General features: G+C 75.4%; 18 protein-coding genes, 7 tRNA genes and 1 pseudogene. 15 read left to right on the forward strand and 11 right to left on the reverse strand.

Annotated elements, in window-relative coordinates:
- Positions 1 to 172 precede the first annotated feature (172 nt).
- The 5 genes from AC0693_RS18820 (at position 173) to AC0693_RS18840 (ending at position 9,252) form a co-directional block, all read left to right on the forward strand.
- Positions 173 to 841, forward strand: coding sequence for a GNAT family N-acetyltransferase (locus AC0693_RS18820; RefSeq protein ID WP_469320336.1), 669 nt, complete (start codon positions 173 to 175; stop codon positions 839 to 841).
- A 131-nt stretch (positions 842 to 972) separates the two neighbouring features.
- Entirely contained in the window at positions 973 to 2,211 is a 1,239-nt protein-coding gene (cbiE, locus tag AC0693_RS18825) for a precorrin-6y C5,15-methyltransferase (decarboxylating) subunit CbiE (RefSeq protein ID WP_356412033.1), read from the forward strand.
- 387 nt (positions 2,212 to 2,598) lie between these two features.
- The gene (gene cobT, locus AC0693_RS18830; protein WP_478802342.1) at positions 2,599 to 6,003 is read left to right on the forward strand and encodes a nicotinate-nucleotide--dimethylbenzimidazole phosphoribosyltransferase; all 3,405 of its coding nucleotides are present in this window, start codon (positions 2,599 to 2,601) and stop codon (positions 6,001 to 6,003) included.
- 1,095 nt (positions 6,004 to 7,098) lie between these two features.
- Positions 7,099 to 8,319: a uroporphyrinogen-III C-methyltransferase gene (cobA, locus tag AC0693_RS18835; protein ID WP_468468743.1), complete on the forward strand. Its 1,221-nt coding sequence runs from the start codon at positions 7,099 to 7,101 to the stop codon at positions 8,317 to 8,319.
- A gap of 114 nt (positions 8,320 to 8,433) precedes the next feature.
- Positions 8,434 to 9,252 carry a TrmH family RNA methyltransferase gene (locus AC0693_RS18840; RefSeq protein ID WP_356412038.1) on the forward strand — a complete coding sequence of 273 codons (819 nt, stop codon included), beginning with the start codon at positions 8,434 to 8,436 and terminating at the stop codon, positions 9,250 to 9,252.
- A 67-nt stretch (positions 9,253 to 9,319) separates the two neighbouring features.
- Here AC0693_RS18840 and AC0693_RS18845 read toward each other — a convergent pair whose 3' ends face one another.
- Positions 9,320 to 10,591, reverse strand: coding sequence for a serine/threonine-protein kinase (locus AC0693_RS18845; protein ID WP_468468746.1), 1,272 nt, complete (start codon positions 10,589 to 10,591; stop codon positions 9,320 to 9,322).
- A gap of 556 nt (positions 10,592 to 11,147) precedes the next feature.
- Here AC0693_RS18845 and AC0693_RS18850 point away from each other — a divergent pair.
- Positions 11,148 to 11,333: a hypothetical protein gene (locus AC0693_RS18850; RefSeq protein WP_356412041.1), complete on the forward strand. Its 186-nt coding sequence runs from the start codon at positions 11,148 to 11,150 to the stop codon at positions 11,331 to 11,333.
- Positions 11,334 to 11,532: 199 nt separating this feature from the next.
- Here the strand turns inward: AC0693_RS18850 and AC0693_RS18855 are convergent.
- From AC0693_RS18855 to AC0693_RS18875, 5 genes are all read right to left on the reverse strand, one after another.
- A tRNA-Val gene (locus AC0693_RS18855) sits at positions 11,533 to 11,604 on the reverse strand.
- 42 nt (positions 11,605 to 11,646) lie between these two features.
- Positions 11,647 to 11,718, reverse strand: a tRNA-Val gene (locus AC0693_RS18860).
- Positions 11,719 to 11,739: 21 nt separating this feature from the next.
- Positions 11,740 to 11,811: transfer RNA gene (locus tag AC0693_RS18865), tRNA-Val, on the reverse strand.
- Position 11,812: 1 nt separating this feature from the next.
- A tRNA-Cys gene (locus AC0693_RS18870) sits at positions 11,813 to 11,886 on the reverse strand.
- A gap of 41 nt (positions 11,887 to 11,927) precedes the next feature.
- A tRNA-Gly gene (locus tag AC0693_RS18875) sits at positions 11,928 to 12,000 on the reverse strand.
- 169 nt (positions 12,001 to 12,169) lie between these two features.
- Here AC0693_RS18875 and AC0693_RS18880 point away from each other — a divergent pair.
- The 3 genes from AC0693_RS18880 (at position 12,170) to AC0693_RS18890 (ending at position 15,022) form a co-directional block, all read left to right on the forward strand.
- A complete protein-coding gene (locus AC0693_RS18880) occupies positions 12,170 to 13,252 on the forward strand; it encodes a chorismate-binding protein (RefSeq protein ID WP_478802343.1) in 1,083 nt (360 codons plus the stop codon).
- 47 nt (positions 13,253 to 13,299) lie between these two features.
- Positions 13,300 to 14,121 (forward strand): aminotransferase class IV, encoded by an 822-nt coding sequence (locus AC0693_RS18885; RefSeq protein WP_469320352.1) that lies wholly within the window; start codon positions 13,300 to 13,302, stop codon positions 14,119 to 14,121.
- A 73-nt stretch (positions 14,122 to 14,194) separates the two neighbouring features.
- On the forward strand, positions 14,195 to 15,022 hold the full coding sequence (locus AC0693_RS18890; protein ID WP_478802344.1) for a GNAT family N-acetyltransferase: 828 nt from the start codon (positions 14,195 to 14,197) through the stop codon (positions 15,020 to 15,022).
- Between the two features lie 27 nt (positions 15,023 to 15,049).
- Here AC0693_RS18890 and AC0693_RS18895 read toward each other — a convergent pair whose 3' ends face one another.
- Entirely contained in the window at positions 15,050 to 15,574 is a 525-nt protein-coding gene (locus AC0693_RS18895) for a DsbA family protein (protein WP_469332284.1), read from the reverse strand.
- Between the two features lie 231 nt (positions 15,575 to 15,805).
- On the opposite strand from AC0693_RS18895, the gene AC0693_RS18900 reads away from it, so the two are divergent.
- Entirely contained in the window at positions 15,806 to 16,285 is a 480-nt protein-coding gene (locus AC0693_RS18900) for a hypothetical protein (RefSeq protein ID WP_356412049.1), read from the forward strand.
- Between the two features lie 98 nt (positions 16,286 to 16,383).
- Positions 16,384 to 16,665, forward strand: a complete 282-nt coding sequence (locus AC0693_RS18905) for a hypothetical protein (RefSeq protein ID WP_468468753.1) — start codon at positions 16,384 to 16,386, stop codon at positions 16,663 to 16,665.
- Between the two features lie 51 nt (positions 16,666 to 16,716).
- Here the strand turns inward: AC0693_RS18905 and AC0693_RS18910 are convergent.
- Positions 16,717 to 17,271: pseudogene (locus AC0693_RS18910) on the reverse strand (CGNR zinc finger domain-containing protein); the annotation flags it as partial.
- Between the two features lie 201 nt (positions 17,272 to 17,472).
- Positions 17,473 to 17,886, reverse strand: a complete 414-nt coding sequence (locus AC0693_RS18915) for an SsgA family sporulation/cell division regulator (protein WP_030011909.1) — start codon at positions 17,884 to 17,886, stop codon at positions 17,473 to 17,475.
- A gap of 199 nt (positions 17,887 to 18,085) precedes the next feature.
- Between AC0693_RS18915 and AC0693_RS18920 the strand changes: the two genes are divergently transcribed.
- Positions 18,086 to 18,562, forward strand: a complete 477-nt coding sequence (locus AC0693_RS18920) for a TIGR02611 family protein (protein ID WP_478802345.1) — start codon at positions 18,086 to 18,088, stop codon at positions 18,560 to 18,562.
- Positions 18,563 to 18,641: 79 nt separating this feature from the next.
- Positions 18,642 to 18,713 (forward strand) — tRNA-Val (locus AC0693_RS18925).
- A gap of 65 nt (positions 18,714 to 18,778) precedes the next feature.
- On the opposite strand, the gene AC0693_RS18930 is transcribed toward AC0693_RS18925, so the two are convergent.
- The gene (locus AC0693_RS18930) at positions 18,779 to 21,247 is read right to left on the reverse strand and encodes an SCO7613 C-terminal domain-containing membrane protein (protein ID WP_478802346.1); all 2,469 of its coding nucleotides are present in this window, start codon (positions 21,245 to 21,247) and stop codon (positions 18,779 to 18,781) included.
- Positions 21,248 to 21,359: 112 nt separating this feature from the next.
- Here AC0693_RS18930 and AC0693_RS18935 point away from each other — a divergent pair, with 112 nt between their 5' ends.
- Both AC0693_RS18935 and AC0693_RS18940 read left to right on the forward strand, forming a co-directional pair.
- Positions 21,360 to 21,818, forward strand: coding sequence for an SRPBCC family protein (locus tag AC0693_RS18935; protein ID WP_478802347.1), 459 nt, complete (start codon positions 21,360 to 21,362; stop codon positions 21,816 to 21,818).
- 39 nt (positions 21,819 to 21,857) lie between these two features.
- Positions 21,858 to 21,929, forward strand: a tRNA-Val gene (locus AC0693_RS18940).
- A gap of 94 nt (positions 21,930 to 22,023) precedes the next feature.
- Here AC0693_RS18940 and AC0693_RS18945 read toward each other — a convergent pair.
- The gene (locus AC0693_RS18945; RefSeq protein WP_356412057.1) at positions 22,024 to 22,749 is read right to left on the reverse strand and encodes a 3'-5' exonuclease; all 726 of its coding nucleotides are present in this window, start codon (positions 22,747 to 22,749) and stop codon (positions 22,024 to 22,026) included.
- Between the last annotated feature and the right edge of the window lie 129 nt (positions 22,750 to 22,878).

Here is a 22,878-nt window from a genome sequence, read left to right on the forward strand (position 1 = left end):
AGGGGCCCCGGGCCGCCCCGGCCCCGCACGCCCTCCCCGGGCGGGCGGGGCCGCGCCGCTGCGCGCGCACCGCCGCGGCCTGCCCGCTTCCGGGCAGCCCGGTCCCGCACCCGACCGGCCCGATACTGCATGCTGTGGCTCTACGGCCACGGTCTCAGGCATGGAGCTGCGCATGACAACCACCTTCCCGGACGTCTCCATCAGCACGGACCGGCTGGTGCTGCGCCCCTTCGAGGAAGAGGACGTCAGCGCGCTCACCGCGATGATGAACGACGAGCTCATCACCGCCTGGACCGAGGCCCCGCACCCCTACACCCGCGCCGACGGCCGCCGCTGGGTCACCGAGGACGCCCACCGCGAGCGCACCGAAGGCCGTGGCATCGTCTTCGCCGTCACCGAGTTCCTCACCCACCGCCTGGTCGGCGCCGTGCACGTCCGCCACACCGACTGGCGCTGCCTCAGCGCCGAAGTGGGCTACGCCACCGCACCCTGGGCCCGCGGCGAGGGCTACGCCTGCGAGTCCGTCCTCGCCGTCGCCCAGTGGCTCTTCCGCGACCACGGCTTCGAACGCCTCGAACTGCGCACCGCCGCCGACAACACCGCCGCGCAGCAGGTCGCCCAGAAGATCGGCTGCATCAGCGAGGGCGTGCTGCGCAACGCCTGGATAGTGCGCACCCAGACGCCCGACGGCGGATGGGCCGACACCCGCACCGACCTGCTCGTCTGGGGCCTGGTCCCCGAGGACCTGGACGACCTCGACGTCCTCGACGGCTACGGCGAGTTCCACGCCGTCCCCGAACAGCGCGGCCCCGTCCGCCGGCCCCTCCCGGACCGTGCCTGACCCACCGGCCCCGGCCGCCCCCGCGGCCGCCCGCCGACGCCGCGCCCCCCGATCAGCAGGTAGTCTCACCGTGCCCGCCCACACCGCCGGGCCGCCCCGCACCACGACCCACACCAGGGAGACCGAGGACGATGGCCGACCGGGTCACGGTGATCGGCTGGGACGGCTCGCCCCTGACCGCGGCCGCCCGCTCGGCGCTGTCCGCCGCCACCCTCGTGGCCGGAGCCGGCCACCACCTCGCACTCCCCGAGATCCCGCCCAGCGCCGAACGCATCCGGCTCGGCAGCCTCGGCCTCGCCGCCCGCCGCATCGCGGGCCACCGCGGCACCGCCGTGGTCCTCGCCGACGGCGACCCCGGCTTCTTCGGCGTCGTACGGGCCCTGCGCGCCCCGGAGCACGGCCTCGAAGTGGAAGTCGTCCCGGCCGTCTCCTCCGTGGCCGCCGCCTTCGCCCGCGCGGGCATGCCCTGGGACGACGCCCAGGTCGTCGTCGCCCAGCGCCGCACCCTGCGCCGCGCGGTCAACGTCTGCCGGGCCCACACCAAGGTCGCCGTCCTCACCTCGCCCGGCGCCGGTCCCGCCGAACTCGCCCTGCTGCTCGAAGGAGTCCACCGGACCTTCGTCATCTGCGAGGAACTGGGCACCGACAAGGAACGCGTCACCGTCCTGACCTCCGACCGGGCCGCCGACCACAGCTGGCGCGACCCGAACGTGGTGATCGTCGTCGGCGGCGGCGGACCCGTCTCCGCCGACCCCGGCTGGCTCATGGGCCGGCCCACCGCGGTCGCCGTGGCCGCCTCGGGGCCCCGCGGCTGGGCCCACCCCGACTTCCCCCCGGACCCCCGGTCGCCGCAGACGCCCGCCCCCGAAGGGGAGTCCGCGCTGCTGCGCGCCGCCCAACTGGCCCGGCTCGGCCCGCGCCCGGGCGACCTCGTCTGGGACATCGGCGCCGGCAGCGGCGCCTTCGCCGTGGACGCGGCCGCCTTCGGCGCGGCCGTCATCGCCGTCGACGCCGACCCCCGCGCCTGCGAACACACCGAGGTCGCCGCCCGCCGGCGCGGCGTACTCCTCCAGGCCGTCGCGGGCCGCGCCCCCCACGTGCTCGACGACCTGCCCGAACCCGACGTCATCCGCATCGGAGGCGGGGGAGTCCCGGTCGTCGAGGCCTGCGCCGACCGCCGTCCCGAACGGATCGTCACCCACGCCTCCACCCGCGACGAGGCGGAGGCCGTCGGCCGCGCCCTGACCGAACGCGGGTACGCCGTCGAATGCGCGCTCCTGCAGTCCGTCGCCATGGACACCCGGACCTGGCACGAACAGGAACGCGCGGTCGTCTTCCTCGTCGCCGCCGAACGCCCTCCCCAGCGCTGAGGAGCCCTGACGGGCCTGACGGATCCGACGGGTCTGACGGAACGGGCCGCCCCCGACCGGTGCTGACGACCCCTCGGCCCGGTCCGAACACCGCGCTCCCGGGCGCGAACGCCCCCCTCGGCGCGGGCCGGAGCCCCGGGGTAGGCTGGCCGATCGTCGTACTGCCCTGTCACTCCGGGCACAGCGGCACCACAGGACGCCCGACGTGGCGCAGTCCACAACGGACCGTGGCGGTTATGGCCGCCATGGTGGCGAACGGGCGCGACAATGCTTAGTGGTTGTCGGCGGCGTCGTGCCCGAGGGGTTCGTGCCGCACGGCGGCCACGCTCGTTGGTCATACGGGCGCCGGGCGATCGAAGCAGCAACACCGATGGGCGAGGGGTACGCATGACTGACACCGGCCAGGTTCCGGGCGAGGGCCTCCCGGACAACGCGGGCATGGTGGATCAGCACGGCATCCCCGCGCCGGTCCCCACCCCGACCCAGGCTCCGGCGCAGACCCCGGGTCCGCTCCAGGGCACGGGCGGGTACGCGTTCCAGGACCTGATGGACAATCCCGCCGAGGACGACGACCTGCTGCTGATGCCCAGCAACCAGAGCGCGTGGAGCGACCCGCAGGTGGTGCCCCCGGCGCCCGTCTTCCCCGTCGAGGGCGGCTACGCCGACGGCTACTACGAGCCCCCGGCCGGCTTCCCGGAACCCGGCTTCACCGGTACGGGCTTCACCGACCAGGGCTTCGGCGACACCGGGGCCTACACGCACGGCGCCCACGAGGCGGGCGGCCGCGACTCCGGCGCCCTCGACCTCGGCGGCCTGCTGCCGCCCCCGTCCGCGCCGGCGCCCGCCGCCGTGGCGGCGCCGGTGACCCCGGCCCGGCGCCCGCTGCACATGGGGCCGCCGGTCCCCGACGCCTCGGGCGGCGTCGTACGCTCCCTCGCCGACCGTGGTCCGGCGGCGCCCGTGGCGCCCGCCGCCCCAGCGCAGGCCGCGCCCGTCGTACCGGCTCCGGCCGCCGCCGTCGCTCCCGAGGCCCCGGCCCCGGTCGCGGACGAGGTGCCGGCCGCTGCGGAGGCTCCCGTTCCGGTGCAGGTGTCGGACGAGCTTCCGGCCGAGGCGCCGGTCCAGGTCGCCGAAGCGGTGGAGGCTCCCGTCGCGGTACCCGCCCAGGCGCAGGCCCCGGAGGCCGCTGCCGAGGCCGTGGCCGCGGCTCCGGTCGAGGTGCCCGCGGTTCCCGTCGAGGCTCCGGCGCCGGTCGAGACGCCGGTCGAGACGCCGGTCGAGGCACCGGTGGCGTCATCGGTCGTCGAGGCCGAGGCCGGGGCAGAGGCCGAGCCCGGCGTCGCCGCCGCGGATCCGGTGCAGGCTCCGGTCGAGGACGTGCCCGTCACCGCCGCCGCGCCGGAGGCCGTGGCCGAGGCGCCGGTGGAGGCCCCCGCCGAGGCGGCTGCCGCACCGCTCCCCGAGGCTCCGGCCGAGGTTCAGGCGGAGGCCCCCGCCGGGGAGTCCGCGCAGGCTCCGGTCGAAGCGCCCGCCGAAGCCGTCGCCCCCGCTCAGGTCTTCCAGAGCGCTCCGGTGACCGGCGCCGGCCTCGAATACCTCGACGTCCCGCAGGAGGTCCCGCTCCCCGCGGGCACCCCGTGGACGGCGGAGCCGGTGGCTCCCGCCGCCGCGCAGCCCGAGCCGGTGGCCGTCGTGGCCGAGCCGGTCGCCGAGCCCGCTCCGGCGGCCCCCGCGGCCGTCGCCGAACCCGTCGCGGAGCCGGTGGAAGCGCCGGCCGAGGCCGCCGGGGCGCAGGCCGCTCCCGCGCCCGAGGCCGAGCAGGCCCCGGCCCCCGCCGAGGAAGCCGCCCCGCCCGCCGCGCCCGTCGAGCCGCTCCCCGAGCCGCAGCCCGCCGCTGCCGCCGCCCCCGCCGCCGAGGTTCCGGCCGCCGAAGCCCCGGCCGAGGCCGAGCCGGTGGCCGCCCCCGAGCCCGTACCGGCCGAAGCGGCCGAAGCGGCCGAGGAGGCCGGGGAGAGCGCGGCCACCGAGCCCGCTGCGCCCGCCGAACCGGCCGAGCGCGGCGCCCCGGCGCCCGCCTACGACGACGCCGAGCGCGAAGCGGTCCTGCGCGTCATGCGCGAGCGCCGCGACATCCGCAACGGCTTCCGCACCGACCCGATCCCGCACGAGGTGCTGCTCCGCGTGCTGGAGGCGGCCCACACCGCGCCCAGCGTCGGGCACTCGCAGCCCTGGGACTTCGTCGTCATCCGCTCCGCCGAGACCCGCCGGACGATGCACGAGCTGGCCCAGCGGCAGCGCGAGGCCTACGCGAAGTCGCTGCCCAAGGGCCGGGCGAAGCAGTTCAAGGAACTGAAGATCGAGTCGATCCTCGACACCCCGGTCAACATCGTCGTCACCGCCGACCCCACCCGCGGCGGCCGCCACACCCTCGGCCGGCACACCCAGCCGCAGATGGCCCCGTACTCCTCCGCGCTCGCCGTCGAGAACCTCTGGCTCGCCGCCCGCGCCGAAGGCCTCGGCGTCGGCTGGGTCAGCTTCTTCGACGAGCGCGAGATGGTCCGTACGCTCGGCCTGCCCGAGCACCTGGAGGTCGTGGCCTACCTGTGCGTCGGGTACGTCGACGAGTTCCCCGAGGAGCCCGAGCTGATGCAGGCCGGGTGGTCCAAGCGGCGCCCGCTGTCCTGGGTGGTCCACGAGGAGACGTACGGGCGCCGCGCGCTGCCCGGCGAGGAGCCGCACGACCTGCTCTCCGAGACGGTGGCGAGCATCCGGCCGCTCGACGCGAAGGCGCTCGGCGAGGCCTGGGAGCGGCAGAAGCGCATGACCAAGCCCGCCGGGGCCCTCGGCATGCTCGAAATCATCTCCGCGCAGCTCAGCGGCCTCTCGCGGGTCTGTCCGCCGCCGATCCCGGAGCCGGCCGCGGTCGCCATCTTCGCCGGTGACCACGGCGTGCACGCCCAGGGCGTCACCCCGTGGCCGCAGGAGGTCACGACGCAGATGGTCGCCAACTTCCTGGGCGGCGGAGCGGTCTGCAACGCCTTCGCGAACCAGGTGGGCGCCGAGGTCTGCGTGATCGACGTGGGCGTCGCGGGCGACCTCCCGGCCACTCCGGGGCTGCTCCCGCGCAAGGTCCGGCCCGGCACCGCCGACCTCTCCGTCGGCCCGGCGATGACCCGCGAGGAGGCCGTCGCGGCCATCGAGGTGGGCATCGAGACGGCCCGCGACCTCGTCGCGGCGGGCAACAAGGCGCTGCTCACCGGTGAGATGGGCATCGCGAACACCACCGTGTCCGCGGCCCTCATCTCGGTCTTCACCGGGGTCGACCCGGCCGAGGTCACCGGGCGCGGCACCGGCATCAACGACGAGACGCACGCCCGCAAGGTCGAGGTCGTCCGCCGGGCGCTGGAACTGCACCAGCCGGACCCCTCCGACCCGGTGGGCGTGCTCGCCGCGATCGGCGGCCTGGAGCACGCGGCGATCGTCGGCCTGCTGCTGGGCGGGGCCTCGCTGCGGACGCCGGTCATCCTGGACGGCGTGAGCGCGGGTGCGGCGGCGCTGGTGGCCCGGGCCATTGCGCCGGAGTCGCTGTCCGCGTGCATCGCGGGCCACCGCAGTGCGGAGCCGGGGCACGTGGCCGCGCTGAACACCCTGGGCCTGCGGCCCCTGGTCGACCTGGACCTCCGCCTCGGCGAGGGCACGGGTGCGCTCCTCGCCCTCCCCCTGGTCCAGAGCGCGGCGCGCGCGATGCACGAGGTAGCCACCTTCGACTCAGCGGGCGTCACCGAAAAATAACCCCCGGCCCCCGCCTCAATCACCGGCGAGGCGGGGGCCGACCCGCCCCCGCCGGTTCCCTCCGGGGGCGCCTCAATTGCCGGCGGGGCTGGATGGCGGCTGTGGCCGCTGTCCCCGGTCCCCCAGAGGTGCGCCTCAATCGCCGGCGCGGCTGGGCTGGCCGGGCTGCCCCCCGCCGGTTCCCTCCGGGGGCGCCTCAATCGCCGGCGGGGCTGGTTGCTGGCTGAGCTCGCTGTTCCCGGTCCTCTCCGGGGTGCGCCTCAAACGCCGGCGGGGCTGAAGGGATGGCGGCCGGAGCCGGTCCTCTCCCGCAGACCGAGCGACACACCGCAGACCACCCCCGCCCCACGGGCGTCCGAGGCACTCGCACCTGCCGACCAGGCCCGCCACATCCAGCCGCCCCACTGGCGCCCGGGGCTTGCCGACCAGGGACGCCAAATCCAGCCTCACCGGCGCCCCGCACCCGCCGACCGGGCCCGCCAAATCCAGCCCCACCGGCGCCCCGCACCCGCCGACCGGGCCCGCCAAATTCAGCCTCGCCGGCGTTTGAGGCGCCCCCGGAGGGCGTACCGGGCCGCACTCGGGCGGCTGCCTCGGCCGGGTCTCGGCCCCACAGCGCGGGTCCGTAGCCCGCACCGGCCGACCAGGCCCGCCAAATCCGGCCCCACCGGCGCCCGGGGCTTACCGACCGGGCCCGCCAAATTCAGCCTCGCCGGCGTTTGAGGCGCCCCCGGAGGGCCTACCGGGCCGCACTCGGGCGGCGGCCTTGGCCAGGTCCCGGCCCTCGGGCCGAGTCCGTCAGTCGGGTCCCGGGCGCCCCGGGCCGAACCCTGCCCCAGGGGGCCGGGCCGGGGCGCCGCACCAGGGGCCGCCGGCCCCGAGCCGACTCCCTGCCCAAGGGCACCGCACCCGCCGCTCGGCGGGACGAATCGCCGCGTCCCGGGCACCGGGTGGGGACCCGGGAGCCGCGGGGCCGTCACCCCGCCCCCCGGACCGGCACCCGCCCGCCCCGGCCCGTAACGTTGGCCACGCGATTCGCGCCACCGCCGCCGCGAGATCCGCCCGCACCGGAACCCCCCGCACGAGGAGACCCGCATGGCCGCACACCCCGCCTACCCCGTAGGCCTCCGTCTGGCGGGACGCCGGGTCGTCGTCATCGGCGGCGGCCAGGTCGCGCAGCGCCGCCTCCCCGCGCTCGTCGCCGCCGGCGCCGACGTGCTCCTGATCTCCCCGTCGGCCACCCCCTCCGTGGACGTCATGGCCGAGACCGGCGAGATCCGCTGGGAGCGCCGCCGCTACCAGGAGGGCGACCTCGCGAACACCTGGTACGCCCTGATCGCCACCCGCGACAAGGCCGCCAACGACGCCGCCTCCGCCGAGGCCGAGCGCGAGCGCGTCTGGTGCGTGCGCGCCGACGACGCCGAAGCGGCCACCGCCTGGACCCCGGCCACCGGCCGCAGCGAGGGCGTGACCGTGGCCGTACTGACCGGCACCGACCCCCGCCGCTCCGCCGCCGTGCGCGACGCGATCGTCGAGGGCCTGCGCGACGGCACCCTCGCCGCCCCGGCCCACGGCCGCGCGAAGCGCAACCCCGGCGTGGCCCTGGTCGGCGGCGGCCCGGGCGATCCGGACCTGATCACCGTCCGCGGCCGCCGCCTGCTCGCCGAGGCCGACGTGGTCATCGCCGACCGGCTCGGCCCCCGCGACCTGCTGGACGAGCTCGCCCCGCACGTCGAGGTCATCGACGCGGCGAAGATCCCGTACGGCCGGTTCATGGCCCAGGAGGCCATCAACAACGCGCTGATCGAGCACGCGAAGGCCGGCAAGTCGGTGGTCCGGCTCAAGGGCGGGGACCCGTACGTCTTCGGCCGCGGCATGGAGGAACTCCAGGCGCTCGCCGAGGCCGGCATCCCCTGCACCGTCGTCCCCGGCATCTCCAGCTCGATCTCGGTGCCCGGCGCGGCCGGCATCCCGGTGACGCACCGCGGGGTGGCCCACGAGTTCACGGTCGTCAGCGGCCACGTCGGACCCGACGACCCGCGCTCGCTGGTCGACTGGGCCTCCCTCGCCAAACTGACCGGCACCCTGGTGATCCTCATGGGCGTCGACAAGATCGGGCTGATCGCCGAAGCCCTGGTCCGCCACGGCCGCTCCGCGGACACCCCGGTCGCGGTCGTCCAGGAGGGCACGACGGCCACCCAGCGCCGCGTGGACGCCACCCTCGCCACCGTGGGCGAGACCGTCCGCGCCCAGGAGGTCCGCCCGCCCGCCGTGATCGTCATCGGCGAGGTCGTGAACGTGGGCCCCTCCGCCTGACCAGGGGCGCCCCGCCGTCCGACCCCGGGCGCCCCTCCCCGGGGGCGCCCACCCCCGTTTCCCCCGCACCGCCAAGCCGTTGGCACCACACCCAGGACAAGGCAGTATCACCCTGTGGCTGATCTCATCACCATCGAGGACCCCGACGACCCGCGCCTGCGCGACTACACGGGCTTGACCGACGTCGAACTGCGCCGCCGGCGCGAGCCCGCCGAAGGACTCTTCATCGCCGAAGGCGAGAAGGTCATCCGCCGGGCCAAGGACGCCGGGTTCGAGATGCGCTCCATGCTGCTCTCCGCGAAGTGGGTCGACGTCATGCGCGACGTCATCGACGAGCTGCCCGCCCCGGTGTACGCCGTCAGCCCCGAGCTGGCCGAACGGGTCACCGGCTACCACGTGCACCGCGGCGCCCTCGCCTCCATGCAGCGCAACCAGCTGCCGACCGCCGGTGAACTGCTGGGCGCGGAACCCGGTGGCCGCCGCATCGCGATCTTCGAGGGCTTCGTCGACCACGCCAACCTGGGCGCGGCCTTCCGCAGCGCCGCGGCCCTGGGCATCAGCGCCATCCTGCTGTCTCCGGACTGCGCCGACCCGCTCTACCGACGGGCCATCAAGGTCTCGATGGGGTCCGTCTTCTCCGTCCCGTACGGGCGCCTGACGGACTGGCCCGCCGACCTGGAGCAGGTCCGCGAGGCCGGGTACCGGATCCTCGCCATGACGCCGAGCGAGAAGGCCACCCCGCTGGACCAGGTCCCGCCGGAGCGCTTCGCGCAGTCCGCCATCATGCTGGGCTCCGAGGGCCACGGCCTGTCGACCTACGCCCTGCGCGCCGCGGACGAGTGGGTCCGCATCCCCATGGCGGAGGGGATCGACTCGCTGAACGTGGCGGCGGCCTCGGCCGTCGCCTTCTACGCGACCCGCCCCCGGGCCTGACCCGGCCCGCCCCGGGGCCTCAGCCGCCCCGGGGCCTCGCCTCCACCGGCGCGGGGCAGGGCGGACGTCAGAGCTTCTGCGCGGCCGCGATCCCCAGCGCCACGATCAGCGTGACCAGCACGAACACGATCAGCCGCTGCCGCATCAGCCGCGGGTCGGGCCGGGAGGGCCGGCGGCCCGTGCCCGTCGTCCGCGGCCCCGTGCGGCCGCCGCCCGTACGCCGCCCGTTCGTGCGCTCGCCCGTACGCCCCGCCGTGGGCCGCGAGGACGGGCCGCCGGGCTCCCGGGGGCCCGAGGGGCGTGCGTGGGAACCGCTGTGCGCGCCGTGCGCCCCGTCCTGCGCGCCGTGCGAGCCGCTCGCGGACGGCGCGTGCGGCGCACCCTGGGGGCGCAGCGCGGGAGTGCCCGCCGTACGCCGCTCGGTGCGCTGGTCGGCGTACTCGTCCGCGAGGCGGCCCGTCGGCCGCTCGGGCCGGGTGCGCTGGGCGGGCGGCCGCCCGTCCGTGAGTCCCTGGGCCTCCCGCGCCGCGATCTCCTTGAGCCGCATCGACAGCTGGAGCGTGCTCGGCCGGTCCTCCGGGTCCTTGGCCAGGCAGGCCTGCACCAGCGGGGCGAGCGCGTCCGGTACGCCGAGCAGGTGCGCCTCCTCGTGCACGACGCGGTAGAGCATCACCTCGGAACTGCCGTGCCCGAAGGGCGAGTCGGCGGTCGCGGCGTAGGCGAGGGTGGCGCCCAGCGCGAAGACGTCGGTGGCGGGCGTGACGGCGGCGCCGCGCACCTGTTCCGGGGCGAGGAAGCCGGGGGAGCCGACGGCCGTGCCCACGTGCGTGAGGGTGCTCGCACCGGTCGCCCAGGCGATGCCGAAGTCGATGATCCGCGGGCCCTTGGGCGACAGCAGGATGTTCGACGGCTTGAGGTCGCGGTGCACGACCCCCGCCTCGTGTACGGCGACCAGCCCCTCGGACAGCGCGGCGCCGATCGCGGCGATCTGGGCGGCGGTGAGCGGGCCCTCCTCGGCGACCTTGTCGTGCAGCGAGGGTCCGGGGACGTACTGCGTGGCGAACCAGGGGCGCTCGGCCTCCAGGTCCGCGGCCACCAGCCGGGCCGTGCACCCGCCGCGGATCCGCCGCGCGGCGGACACCTCGCGGGCGAAGCGCGAACGGAACTCCTGGTCCTCGGCGAGGTCGGGACGGATCACCTTGAGCGCGACCCGCTGACCGCGCCGGTCCGAGCCGAGGTAGACCACTCCCATGCCGCCGGCGCCGAGCCGCCGGTGCAGCCTGAACGAACCGACGACACGCGGGTCCTCCCGCCGGAGCCGCATCATCGCCATGTCCACCCCGCTGACCGGTCGTCCTGTTGACGTGGCACAGCTTACGGACCATCCGGCACCTCCGCTCAGAGGCCGCGCCCTCGCCGGGAGATTCGATTGTCAGTGCGGGGAAGGCCACTTGAGGGAGAATCAGGGGTACGAGCGTGAGGGGTCCGGGGTAACGGCCGTTCCCCCAAACGGCCCTTGGGCCAAGGGCATTGACGCGCCCCCACCCGGACGCGGCCCCGGCCGCGCCCGGCCGGCGCGGATCCCGTGCGTGCCCGGCGCGCGCCCGCGTGCGACGGGCGGCGGACGTGAGGGAAGTCACCAGCGGTGACGGCCCCGCGGCGCCCGGGAGCGGGGCCCCACCCACCCCTGGGGGATGACCCCTACACGGAGCGGGCGGTCTCCAACCAGAGGTGTACACGGGGGCCGCCGCAGTCATCCTCCTGGAGGCCCGCGAGGGGTACGAAGGCATGAGGCCAGGAGGGCGCCGCCCGCCTAGTGTTGAAGACAAGCGGCGGGTGGCGCACTCGTCCCCCGAGGTCACGAACCCGCCGCTGCCAACCACAGGGAGAGGGCCATGGCGGACTTCGCACGGCACGGACGCAAGGCATTCGCGTTCAACGGCCACGAGTCCGGCACGCGGCACCCGCTGGTCGCCGCGGCGATGGTGCTCCCCCTGGCCGCCCTCCTGGTCTTCCTCTTCGGAGGATGGGACCAGGTGGCGGCGCAAGCGTCGTCCGTGGGCGCGATGCTGGGGCGCTGAGCGGCGCCCCAGGTCCGGGAGAGCGGCCCGGGCCGGGACATCGGCCTTCAGCCCCGTGGGGACGGGGGTGCGGCGGACGGCAGGAGAAGGGTGCTGCCCGTGCGACGGAGACGTCGTACGGGCAGCACCCTTTTCCGTACCTGCCGAGCCCCGGAACGCGAAAGCCCCGGCCGTCGAAACGGCCGGGGCTTTCAGGCGGTGCGCGATACTGGGATTGAACCAGTGACCTCTTCCGTGTCAGGGAAGCGCTCTCCCGCTGAGCTAATCGCGCGGGTTCCGCGGCCGTGAAGCCGCAGTTCACAACTGTACAGCGTGCGCGATACTGGGATTGAACCAGTGACCTCTTCCGTGTCAGGGAAGCGCTCTCCCGCTGAGCTAATCGCGCGGGTGATCCTTGCGGATCCAGTGGACGATACTGGGATTGAACCAGTGACCTCTTCCGTGTCAGGGAAGCGCTCTCCCGCTGAGCTAATCGTCCTTGGAGGTGGAGACGGGATTTGAACCCGTGTAGACGGCTTTGCAGGCCGTTGCCTCGCCTCTCGGCCACTCCACCATGGAGCTGAGCAAGGGTTCTCGGGAAGATCCCCCACTTCGAGCGGACGACGAGACTCGAACTCGCGACATCCACCTTGGCAAGGTGGTGCTCTACCAACTGAGCTACGTCCGCAGGTCACCGTGCTCGCGGCGGGGGTTCCCCCCGGCGCTCCCTGGCGACGTGTTGAACTCTAGCGGATTCCCGAGCCAGCTCAAAAACGCGTTTCCGCAGCGTGCTGCCGTCCGATCACCACAGGTCACCCCACCGGCGCCGACCCGTCACCGGCCATAGACTCGCAGCCGTGCACGACCTGGCTCCCATGGCCCGCTTCGGCGGCCTCCTCGCATCCGACCTCCGCGACGTCACCAGCGATCCCTCGGCCCTGGACTCCACCGGCTTCTGGGCGGTGTCCGCGGATTTCGAGGGGCGGCTGACCTGCGCGCGCTTCGGTGACATACGCCCCGACCCCGTCCCCGCGCCCGTTCCCGGTGCGTGGCGGGGCCCCGCCGCCGGCGACTGGACCTCGTCCCTCGACCGGGCCGCGTACGTCGCCGGCGTACGGCGCATCCGCGAGCACATCGCCGCGGGCGAGGTCTACCAGGCCAACCTGTGCCGCGTGATGTCCGCGCCGCTGGCGGGCCGCGGCCCGGGCGACGGCGCACCCGCCCCGGAGGCCGACGTGGACGCGCTGACCGCGCTGCTGGCCCGCGGCAACCCGGCGCCCTATGCCGGAACGATTCGCCTCCCCGCCCACGGCGTCGAGATCGCCACCGCCTCCCCCGAGCTGTACCTGCGCCGCACCGGCCGCCGGATCGTGTCCGGCCCCATCAAGGGCACCGGCCGCACCGCCGCCGACCTGCTGGAGAAGGACCACGCGGAGAACGTGATGATCGTGGACCTGGTGCGCAACGACCTCGGACGGGTCTGCGCCACCGGCTCCGTCACCGTCCCCGAACTGTGCGCCGTCGAGGAGCACCCGGGCCTGGTGCACCTCGTCTCCACCGTCAGCGGGGACCTCGCCGAGGGCGCGGGCTGGCCCGAACTGCTCGCCGCGACCTTCCCGCCCGGGTCCGTCACCGGCGCCCCCAAGTCCTCCGCCCTGCGGATCATCGAGGCCCTGGAGACCGCCCCGCGCGGCCCCTACTGCGGCGGCATCGGCTGGGTCGACGCCGACCGGGGCACCGCCGAGCTGGCCGTCGGCATCCGCACCTTCTGGATCGACCGCGAGGCCGCCGGCGGCCCCCGCCTGTGCTTCGGCACCGGCGCCGGGATCACCTGGGGCTCCGACCCCCACCGCGAGTGGGCCGAGACCGAACTGAAGGCGGCCCGGCTGCTCGCGGTAGCGTCGGGCACCCACCAGCACATCGGAGGAACCGTTCAGTGAGCACGCCGCACGCGACGCCGCCCGCACCCGCCCCGGCCGCGACGCCGATCTGGCTCGACGGGTCGCTGCGCGACGCCGACAGCGCCACGGTGTCCGTGTTCGACCACGGACTGACGGTCGGCGACGGCGTCTTCGAGACGCTGAAGGCCGAGGGCGGCCGTACGTTCGCCCTCACGCGGCACCTCGACCGGCTGACCCGCTCCGCCCGGGGCCTCGGGCTGCCGGACCCCGACCTCGACGAGGTCCGGCGCGCGTGCGCCGCCGTACTGGACGCGGGCTCCGGCGCGGTCCCCTTCGGGCGGCTGCGGATCACCTACACCGGTGGCCTCTCCCCGCTCGGCTCCGACCGCGGGGACGCCGGACCCACCCTGATCGTCGCGCTGGCCCCGGCCACCCGGCGCCCCGACACCACCGCGGTGATCACCGTCCCCTGGGTGCGCAACGAGCGCAGCGCCGTCGCCGGGCTGAAGACCACCTCGTACGCGGAGAACGTCGTCGCGCTGGCCGCCGCGCACCGGGCCGGCGCCTCCGAAGCCCTCTTCGCCAACACCCTCGGCCGGCTCTGCGAAGGCACGGGCTCCAACGTCTTCGTCGTCCTCGACGGGCGGCTGCACACCCCGCCGCTCGCCTCCGGCTGCCTCGCGGGCATCACCCGCGACCTGGTCGTCGAGTGGACGGGCGCCGAGGAGAGCGACCTCCCCTTCGACGTGCTGGAGCGGGCCGAGGAGGTCTTCGTGACCTCCTCGCTGCGCGACGTCCAGGCCGTGCACGCGATCGACGGGCGCCCGCTGACCGCGGTGCCCGGACCGGTCACGGCCGAGGCCGTACGGATCTTCGAGGAGCGCTCCGGGGCCGACCTCGACCCGTGAGCGCCGACCCCGCGCCCGATCCGGGGCGGAAACCGGGCTGACTGGGGCGCGTACGGCGGGTAGAAAGGCTCCGATGACCACCACCCTGCGGCCGTCCGCGCCGCTCCAGCACAGTCCGGCGGGGGCGCGCTCGCGCCCGTACGAGATCCGGGTCAACAGCAGACGGGTCGGCACCCTGCTGCTGACCGCGGCCGAACCCCTGGGTTCCTTCGTCATAGGGAAGATCAACGAGCTGGCCGTGGACGAACCCGACCGCCGCCGCGGCCGGGCCACGGTGGCCGCCCTCGCCGCGGAGGAGGTGCTGCGCTCCTGGGGGTGCCACCGGGTGACCGCCTCCGTCCCCGCGGACTCCGACGGCGGCCTGCGGCTGGCCGAGGCGCTCGGGTACCTGCGGACCGGCCGCAGCATGGTCAAGGACCTGGTGTCCGCGCCGCCCCCGCTGCCCGCCGGGACCACCGGCCGTCCGCTCACGGCCGCGGAGTACGGCCCCTGGCTGACCGCCGCCACCGACCGGTACGCCGGGAACTGGGAAGCCCGGGGCCTGACACCGGAAGCGGCCCGCGCCAAGTCGGTCGCCGACCACGCCGGCCAGCTGCCCCAGGGACCCGCCACCCCCGGCGTGGACCTCCTCGTCCTGGAAGCGGCCGGGGTGCGCGTCGGGCACATCTGGGTGGGCCGCGTCGACGGGCGGGCCTACGTCTTCGACGTCGAGGTGGACGAGGAACAGCGCGGCCACGGCCACGGCCGCTCCCTCATGCTGCTCGCCGAAGACGCCGTCCGCGCGGCCGGGCTCGCCACCCTCGGCCTGCACGTCTTCGCGGGCAACACCCCGGCGGAGCAGCTGTACGAATCCCTCGGCTACCGCTACACCGCGGTCAACGTCGCCAAGGACCTCAGGTAGCCGACCGCGCGTGCGGCAGAGGGGGGCTCAGGCGGGGTCGGCCAGGAGCCGGTCGGCGATCTCCTCGATCCGCTCGCGCAGCCCCTCCTGGCTCTTGCCGCCGTCCAGCCTCTGGCCGCCGATGACGTACGTCGGCGTGCCGGTCACGCCGATCGCCTTGCCCTCGGCCTGGTCGGCGTCGACGATCAGGATGTGCCGGCCGTCGATCAGCGCGACCTCGAACTCCTCGACGTCCAGCGACAGTTCACGGGCGACGTCGAGGAGCAGCGCCTCGCCCCGGGCGGACAGCTCCGCGGTGCGGGCCAGTACCGCCTCGGCGTACGGCCAGCCCCGGCCCTGGGCCACGGCCTCCTCGGCGGCCTGCGCGGCGGCGAAGGCGTGCTTGTGCTTCTCCAGCGGGAAGTGGCGCAGCACGATGTCCAGCCGGTCGCCGTACCGGGCCCGCAGGGCGCGCACGTCGTCGAGGGCGCTGTGGCAGTCGGGACACTGGAGTTCGCACCAGACCTCGAGGGTCACGGGGGAGGGGGAGCCGGCGGGCTGGGAATCGGTCATGCGGACAGTCTCCCAGCCTCCGTCTCCGGCCCCGAACGCGACCTGCGGAGCCCCGGGCCCGCGCGCCCGGGAGCCGGCGGGGACCGTGGGCCCGGCCGGTACCGGCACCTGGGGAGGAGGGGCGACCCGGAGATGTCCCCGAGATCGCCCGGATCCCGCTCCGGCGCATGGCCCCCGCGGCGGTTCCCGGTGCACGATGGAGGGGACGGACCCCCAGCGCTGGAGGAACCCATGCTTGCCGAGACCATCTGCTCCGCGGTGTCCGCGGCGGGCCTGGGCATCGCCGCGCTCACCGCCTACCGCAAGCGCTTCCTGGCGGCGGCGCGGATCACGGCGTACGCGCTGGTCCCGGTGGCCCTGGTGCTGACCGGCCTGGTGGAGTGGGCGTCCGGGATCGCCTTCCGCCCGACGGTCTGGGCCGGCTTCGGCCTGCTGGGCCTCGCCTGGCTGCTCTTTGCGCTGACCCGTGCCGTCGAGCGCCGGCGGCTGGGTGCGCGGGGCGAGCGGCCGGCCGAGGTGGCGGAGGAGGGCCGCTCCCGCCGCGGCGCTCGCGCGGGCCGCTCCGAGGGGCGGGCCGCGGTCGCGCCGACGGCCTCGGCGCCCTCGCTCGGCGCCGGTGCGGGTCCGCAGGCGGCACCCAAGCGCGCGCCCGCCGCGCCCGCGGACGACTTCTCCGACATCGAAGCGATCCTGAAGAAGCACGGAATCTGACCGGAACGCCGAAGAAGCACGGGATCTGACGAACTACCGCGTCATCATTGGCGTGTTGAGGGGCGAACCGGGGCGCACTGCGTCATCATCGCCCCGACATGCCCGACACCTCGACGGGTGAGCCGCCGGTTCCGGTCCCGGCCCTCGTCCCCGCTGCCGCGCCCGCGCCCGATCCGGCGCCCCCGCCCGTTCCGGTTCCCGCCCCCGCTCCCGGCCCCGCCCGGGCTGCCGTGCCCGCCGCGGCGGCCGTACCGCGCGTACCGCCCGAAGAGGCGCGCGGCTGCCTCTTCGCGCTCTCCCAGCCGCCCCTGATGATCTTCCTAGCGGTGATCGGCACCCTGTTGCTGCTCGCCGCCGTACACGACCTCTTCCTGCTCTGACCCCCGGACCGGCCGGGCTGCCTCGGCATGCCCGGCGGCTTCGGCGTGCTCCGCGCCCGCCTCCTTGCGACGCGCCCGGTACGCCGCCACGTGCAGTCGGTTCCCGCAGGTCCGGCTGTCGCAGTAGCGCCGCGACCGGTTGCGCGAGAGGTCGACGAAGGCGCGCCGGCAGTCGGGGGCCTCGCAGCGGCGCAGCCGCTCCTGTTCGCCGGAGACCACGATGAAGGCGAGCGCCATGCCGCCGTCGGCCGCGAGGTGGTCGCCGACCGAGGCGCCGGGGGCGAAGTAGTGCACGTGCCAGTCGTAGCCGTCGTGGTCGGTCAGCTGGGGCGTGGTGCCCGCCGTCGCCACCAGCTCGTTGATCAGTACGGAGGCCGCACGGGAGTTCGGTGCCGCGAAGATCTGCGCGAACTTGGCGCGGACCGCACGCACGCCGGAGAGGTCGCGGACGCTCAGCTCGCCGACGTCGCTGATGGCGAACTCGTGCACGAAGGCGCGCAGCGCGCCGACGTCCGCCAGCCCGTCCGGCTGGCCGGCCTCGGCCGCGGTGTTCACCACGGCGACGACGACGTCCAGCGCGCGCCGGGTGTCGTGGGGGATCTGCACGGGTGCTCCCTGGTGGCCTGGCTTGCGGCGGCGCGGAACGAGGCCGCCGCTGGTCGCCGACTTTAGCCGAGAGGCCCCACGCGCACCGGCGCCGTCCCCGCGGGTGGCTTCCGCGGGAACAGCGCCGGCACGTACGTATGTGGTTGTCCGGCCCGCACCGTCGCCCCGAGTCGGACGGTGTCGAGCGGTGGTAGGCCTGGCTCAGCTTTCGGCCAGGATGTGGGAGAGCTCCTTGTCGAGGTCGAAGTGCCGGTGTTCGGTCCCGGGTGGGACCGCGGCGTCCGTCCGCTTGAGGAACGACTCGAGTGCTCGTGCGGGTGCTTCGAGCAGTGCTTCTCCCTCCGGTGAGCTCAGGGCGATGCATACGACGCCCTGACCGTGGCTGCGGGACGGCCAGACGCGGACGTCGCCGGTACCGGTGGGCCGGTGAAGGCCCTCCGCGAGGAGGTCGCGGGCGAATACCCATTCGACCGTCTCCTCGGCGCCGGTGTGGAAGGTGGCGTGCACGGCGTAGGGATCGGCCGTGTCATACCGCAGGCCCGCGGGTACAGGCAGTGAGGACTCGCTCGACACAACGAGGCGCAGGTGCAGCTCGCAGCTGACCGTGGTGTTCATAAGCGCCAGGGCCTTTCGCTCAGTGTGCGCTCGGGGATTCGCACGTCGGCGAAATCGACATGCCACCTACGGTGCCGTTGTAAACCCCTCTGACCGTTTTGTGGACCTCTGGGTCCCCCGGACGGCGGAGCGAATCGATGATTCAGCCGTCCGTCGGGCGGGCATCACGCGGACCCCGCGCTCCGGTAGATTCGGTCCCATGAATACGGGGAGTAACCGCGAGTCCCATGAGACCGCGAGCAGCGCATCGCCGGAATCCGCCGAATCCACCCCTTCGGACGCGGAGGCGGCGGCTCCGGACGAGGAGCGCCACGTCTCGAAGGCGCCGGCCTTCATCCAGGCCCGCCGCGGCCTGCACCTGAGCTGGCAGGTCGGCGTCTTCGTCGTCGGCCTGGCGGTCATCGTCGCGGGCGTCGCCATGCTGGTCCTGCCCGGCCCGGGGTGGGTCGCGATCTTCGCGGGCCTGTTCATCTGGGCCACCGAGTTCGCGTGGGCGCAGGTCGTGCTGCGCTGGACCAAGCGGAAGGTGTCCGAGGCGGCCCAGAAGGCCCTCGACCCGAAGGTCCGCCGCCGCAACATCATCCTGACCAGCGTCGGCCTCGTCATCGCGGCCGGGCTGATCGGCTTCTACCTGTGGAAGTACGGGCTGGTCCTGCCCTGGAACGTCAAGAAGTAGCGGCGGCGCGGCGGGGAGCGGTGACGCCCGCCGGTGGTCGGAAGCACCGCTGACATGCGGTAATGTTGGCGGTGCGTCCGGGCGATTAGCTCAGTGGGAGAGCACTTCGTTCACACCGAAGGGGTCACTGGTTCGAACCCAGTATCGCCCACCCGGACCAGAGGCCCGGAGACTTCACCGTCTCCGGGCCTCTGGCGTTCCACCGCCCCGCGCCCCTCAGCTCAGCCTGCCGAGGGCCGCCCGCAGCCGCCGCGCGTCCCGCAACCGCTTCTCGTACGTCGCCCCCACCGCCAGCAGCAGCGCCCCGGCCAGGGCCGGCGGCAGCCAGCGCGGCAGCGCGCCGACCACCTGCAGGACGTACGGCGCCAGCTCGTGCAGGGCCACCAGTCCCAGCGCGACCCCGCCGAGCACCAGCGGGGCCTGCAGCCGCCCCCGTGCCCCGGCCAGGGTCACCGCGAGGGAGCCCAGCCCGAGCAGCAGCGGGCGGGTCCAGTGCGGGTCGGCCCAGACCGCGATCACGCTGGGCAGCAGCGTCGCCGCGAGCCCCGGGCCGTACGCCGTCCAGGACGGTGCCGCCGGATCCCGGCGCCGCCGCAGCCATCCCACCACCAGCGCGGGCACCGTCACCGGCAGCGTGTACGCCTCCGGCACGCTCACCCCGGACGCCGCGAGCCGGACCCAGGTGGCGGCCAGGAACAGCGCCCCGGCCGCCCAGCCCACCGCGCGCCGGTCCTCCCGTACGGCCGCCCCCGCGCACACCGCGCCCGCCAGGCCCAGCACCAGCGCGAGCACGGGCGCGTGCCCCGTCTCCACGGCCCGGACCAGGGCCAAGGCGATCGCCAGGCCCCCGGCGGCGGCTCCGGCCGCCTCCACCGGCACTCGCAGCGCACCCGCCCGCGGTCCGCACGCCGCCGCCGCGGCCGGGACCAGCAGCACCAGCAGCGGCCACTGGCGCACGGGCAGCTCCAGCGCGGCTCCCAGGGCCAGGAGCAGCCCCGTGGCGTACCCGGTGGCCACGACCGCGGCCGCCGCGCGCGGGGCGAGCGGTCCGCGGCCGTACGCCGCCCCGGCACCGCACAGGACGCCCAGCGCCGTCCAGAGCGCGAAGGTCGTCGTACGTCCGTCCAGTGCGGCCACGGACAGGCTCAAGGCCCCCGCGGCCCCGCACGCGCCCGTCACGATCCGGACCCCGGAGGCGGACGCCGCCGGAAGCAGTCCCAGGGCCGCCGCCAGCGCGGCCGCCGTCACCACCAGCTGGGCGGCGAGCACCGCCGGCACCGGCAGCGCGAAGGCCACCGGCGCCGCGAACAGCGCGGCCCAGGCGGGCACCACCGCCGCGGCGCGCGCCGCCCGGCGCCCGGACACCCGGTCCAGCCACAGGGCCACCGCAGCCGCCACCAGCGCCACGCTCACGCTCTGCGGTCCGCTCCAGTCGAGCTCCGCCCGGGGGCTCCCCGCGGCCCACACCGCGTCCAGCACCGGCGCGGGCGCCACCAGGACGCGCAGCGCCGGCAGGGTCGCCACCAGGCCGCCGACCCCGACGACCGCCACCGCGGCGCCCGCGAGCCCGTACCGCACCCGCTCCGGCAGCGCCGTCACCCGCGGCGCCGCCAGCAGGGGCAGGGACACCAGCACGAAGAACACCGGGCCCCACGCGGAGTCCCGGGGCACCACCAGCGTCTGCGCGGCCAGCACCCACACCAGGCCGCCGGTTCCGGCGAGCAGCGGCGCGAGTTGGTCCTGCCGGATCCGGCAGGCCACTGCCACGAAGGCGGCCCCCGCCGCGACCAGCAGCCCGGCGGCGGACAGCGTGCCGGGCAGCGTGGCGGCGTCGGCCGCCAGGGCCAGCGCGACGCCGACGGCGCCCAGGCCCGCCAGGGCCCCGAACACCCCGGCCAGGATCCGCACGGCTGGCCATACCCGCGGCCGCGCCGCCCCCGCCGGGCCCCGCCACAGGCCGAGCGCCGCGTTCAGCGCGGCCAGTGCCAGCAGGGTCCAGCCGCCCGCCGTCGGGCCGGCGTGCAGGGCGAGCGCGAGGCAGGGCAGCGTCCACTGGGCTGCCGCCAGCGCGAACGGGAGCGGCAGCCGCAGCATGCGCAGGGCCGTTCCGTACCCGGCCCACAGCGCGGCCAGCGCGGCCGAGGCGCCCGCCAGGTAGGCGGCGGCCGGGACCTCGCCGAGGGCCACCTCGTGCAGCGCGTACACGTCCAGCACCGTCAGCAACAGCCCCACCGCCGCCACCGATTCGGCGGTCGAGGACAGCCCCCGGCGCAGCAGCGGCGCCGGCACCGCGAGCGCCGTCCCGGTCAGCAGGGCCAGCACCACGGCGCGCCCGCCGATCCCGAGGGACCCCCAGCTGACCAGCGTGAAGGCGAGGGCGGCCACCGCGAGCAGCACCGCACCCAGGACCAGCAGCACGTTCTGCGCCCCCGGCGCCGAGGTCTCGCGCCCGGGACCGGCGGGACCGGTGGGGTACGCGGACGGCCGGCCCGGCGGGGGAGTCCAGGACGGCCCGGACCCCCGGCCCGGCGCGGGCGGTCCGGCCACGGGCGGCGGGGGCGGCGCGTTCAGCAGCCGGACCAGCCACTCCCGGCGGGCGAGCAGGTGCAGCCGCCTCGCGTCGAGGTGGGTCAGCTCCCGGTCGATGAGCGCCAGCTCCGAGGCGGGCGTCAGCGGATTCTCCATGCTGCGCAGTGTGGCGCCGCTCACGCCCCCGGAACATGGGTGCGCGTACTCAGACGTGTGCTCATTCCCCGAGTGAGTACCCGGGCGCGCTCCGGCAGTTCACACTGGCCCCATGGACTGGAGCCACTACCGCTTCCGCAGCGTCTGGGACCTCGCGGCCCCGCCCGCGCGGGTCTACGCCGTGCTCGAACGCACCGAGGACTACCCCCACTGGTGGCCCCAGGTCCGCGCGGTGCGGCCGCTCGGCCCGCACGCCGGGACCAGCCGCGTCCGCTCCTTCCTGCCCTACGAGATGGAGATCACCGCCACCGAGCTGCTGCGCGACCCGGCCGGCGGCGTTCTGGAGGCCGCCCTGTCGGGTGATCTCGAAGGGTGGGCGCGGTGGACCGTACGGCCGCGCGGGCGCGGCACGCGGATCCTGTACGAGCAGGAGGTCGAAGTGCGGCGGCCGCTGATGCGGCGGCTCGCGCTGCCCGGGCGGCCCGTCTTCCGGCTCAACCACGCGCTGATGATGCGGGGCGGACGGCGCGGGCTGGCGGCCCATCTGGCGGGCCGCGCGGAGGCGGTTTGAACGGACGGCCCCGGGGCCTGTATTGTTCAATCCGTTCCCGGGCGATTAGCTCAGCGGGAGAGCACTTCGTTCACACCGAAGGGGTCACTGGTTCGATCCCAGTATCGCCCACCGGGACAGGCCGGTCCGTCGCGAGACGGACCGGCCTTCCGCATGTCAGGGGCCTTGCGCGGCGGCGCGCAGCGGCTGCGGGCGGCCCGCGGGCTCACGCGGCGGCGGGCAGGTCCGGGCGCAGCGGCCAGTGCGGATCGACCGGCTCCGGAGTTCCGTTGCGGGCGAACCAGGCCTGGAGCCCGCGCGCCTGCGCCGCGTGCCACACCGCCTGCAGGGTGTGCAGCTCCGCCGGGGACAAGCGCTCCAGCCGCCCGGAGAACCGGCGCCCCACCGCCCGGACGACCTCCAGCGAGGCCATCGCGTCGGCCGCCGCGTCGTGCGCCGCCTCCAGCTCTATCCCGTAGTGCGCACACAGGTCCGTCAGCGTCCGGCGGCCCTTGCGGTAGCGGTCCAGATGCTTGTCCAGCACCCGCGGATCCAGCACGGTCAGCGGCCGGTTGTCCAGGTAGCGGTTCAGCGACGACGCCCGGTGCCGCCGCAACTCCCGGTCCAGCAGCGTCAGGTCGAACGGCGCGTTCATCACCACCACCGGCCGGCCCGCGGACTGCTGCTCCGCGAGGGCCTGGGCTATCTCGTCCACGACCGGCGCCGGCCAACGCCCGTTGCGCTGGAGGTGGTCGTCGGTCAGTCCGTGCACTTCCGTGGCGCCGGGGGGTACCGGAACCCCCGGGTTGACCAGCCACCGGGTGGAACGGGCCCGGCCGCCCGCACACTCCTGCACGACGAGCGCGGCGGACACGATCCGGTCCTGCTCGACGTCCACTCCGGTGGTCTCGGTGTCAAATGCGGCCAGCGGGCCCTCGTACCAGCGCGTCATGGCGAACTCCTCGTCCCCGATGGGCAGATGGGCGCCGACGCCCGTGGCGCGCGGCCCCTGCCCGCATCGGTGATACCCGTGCCGTTTGCCGTGTACGCCGTTTGCGGGGTGCCGGCTGCGGAGACAACT

Source organism: Streptomyces sp. NPDC043876, assembly GCF_056435825.1.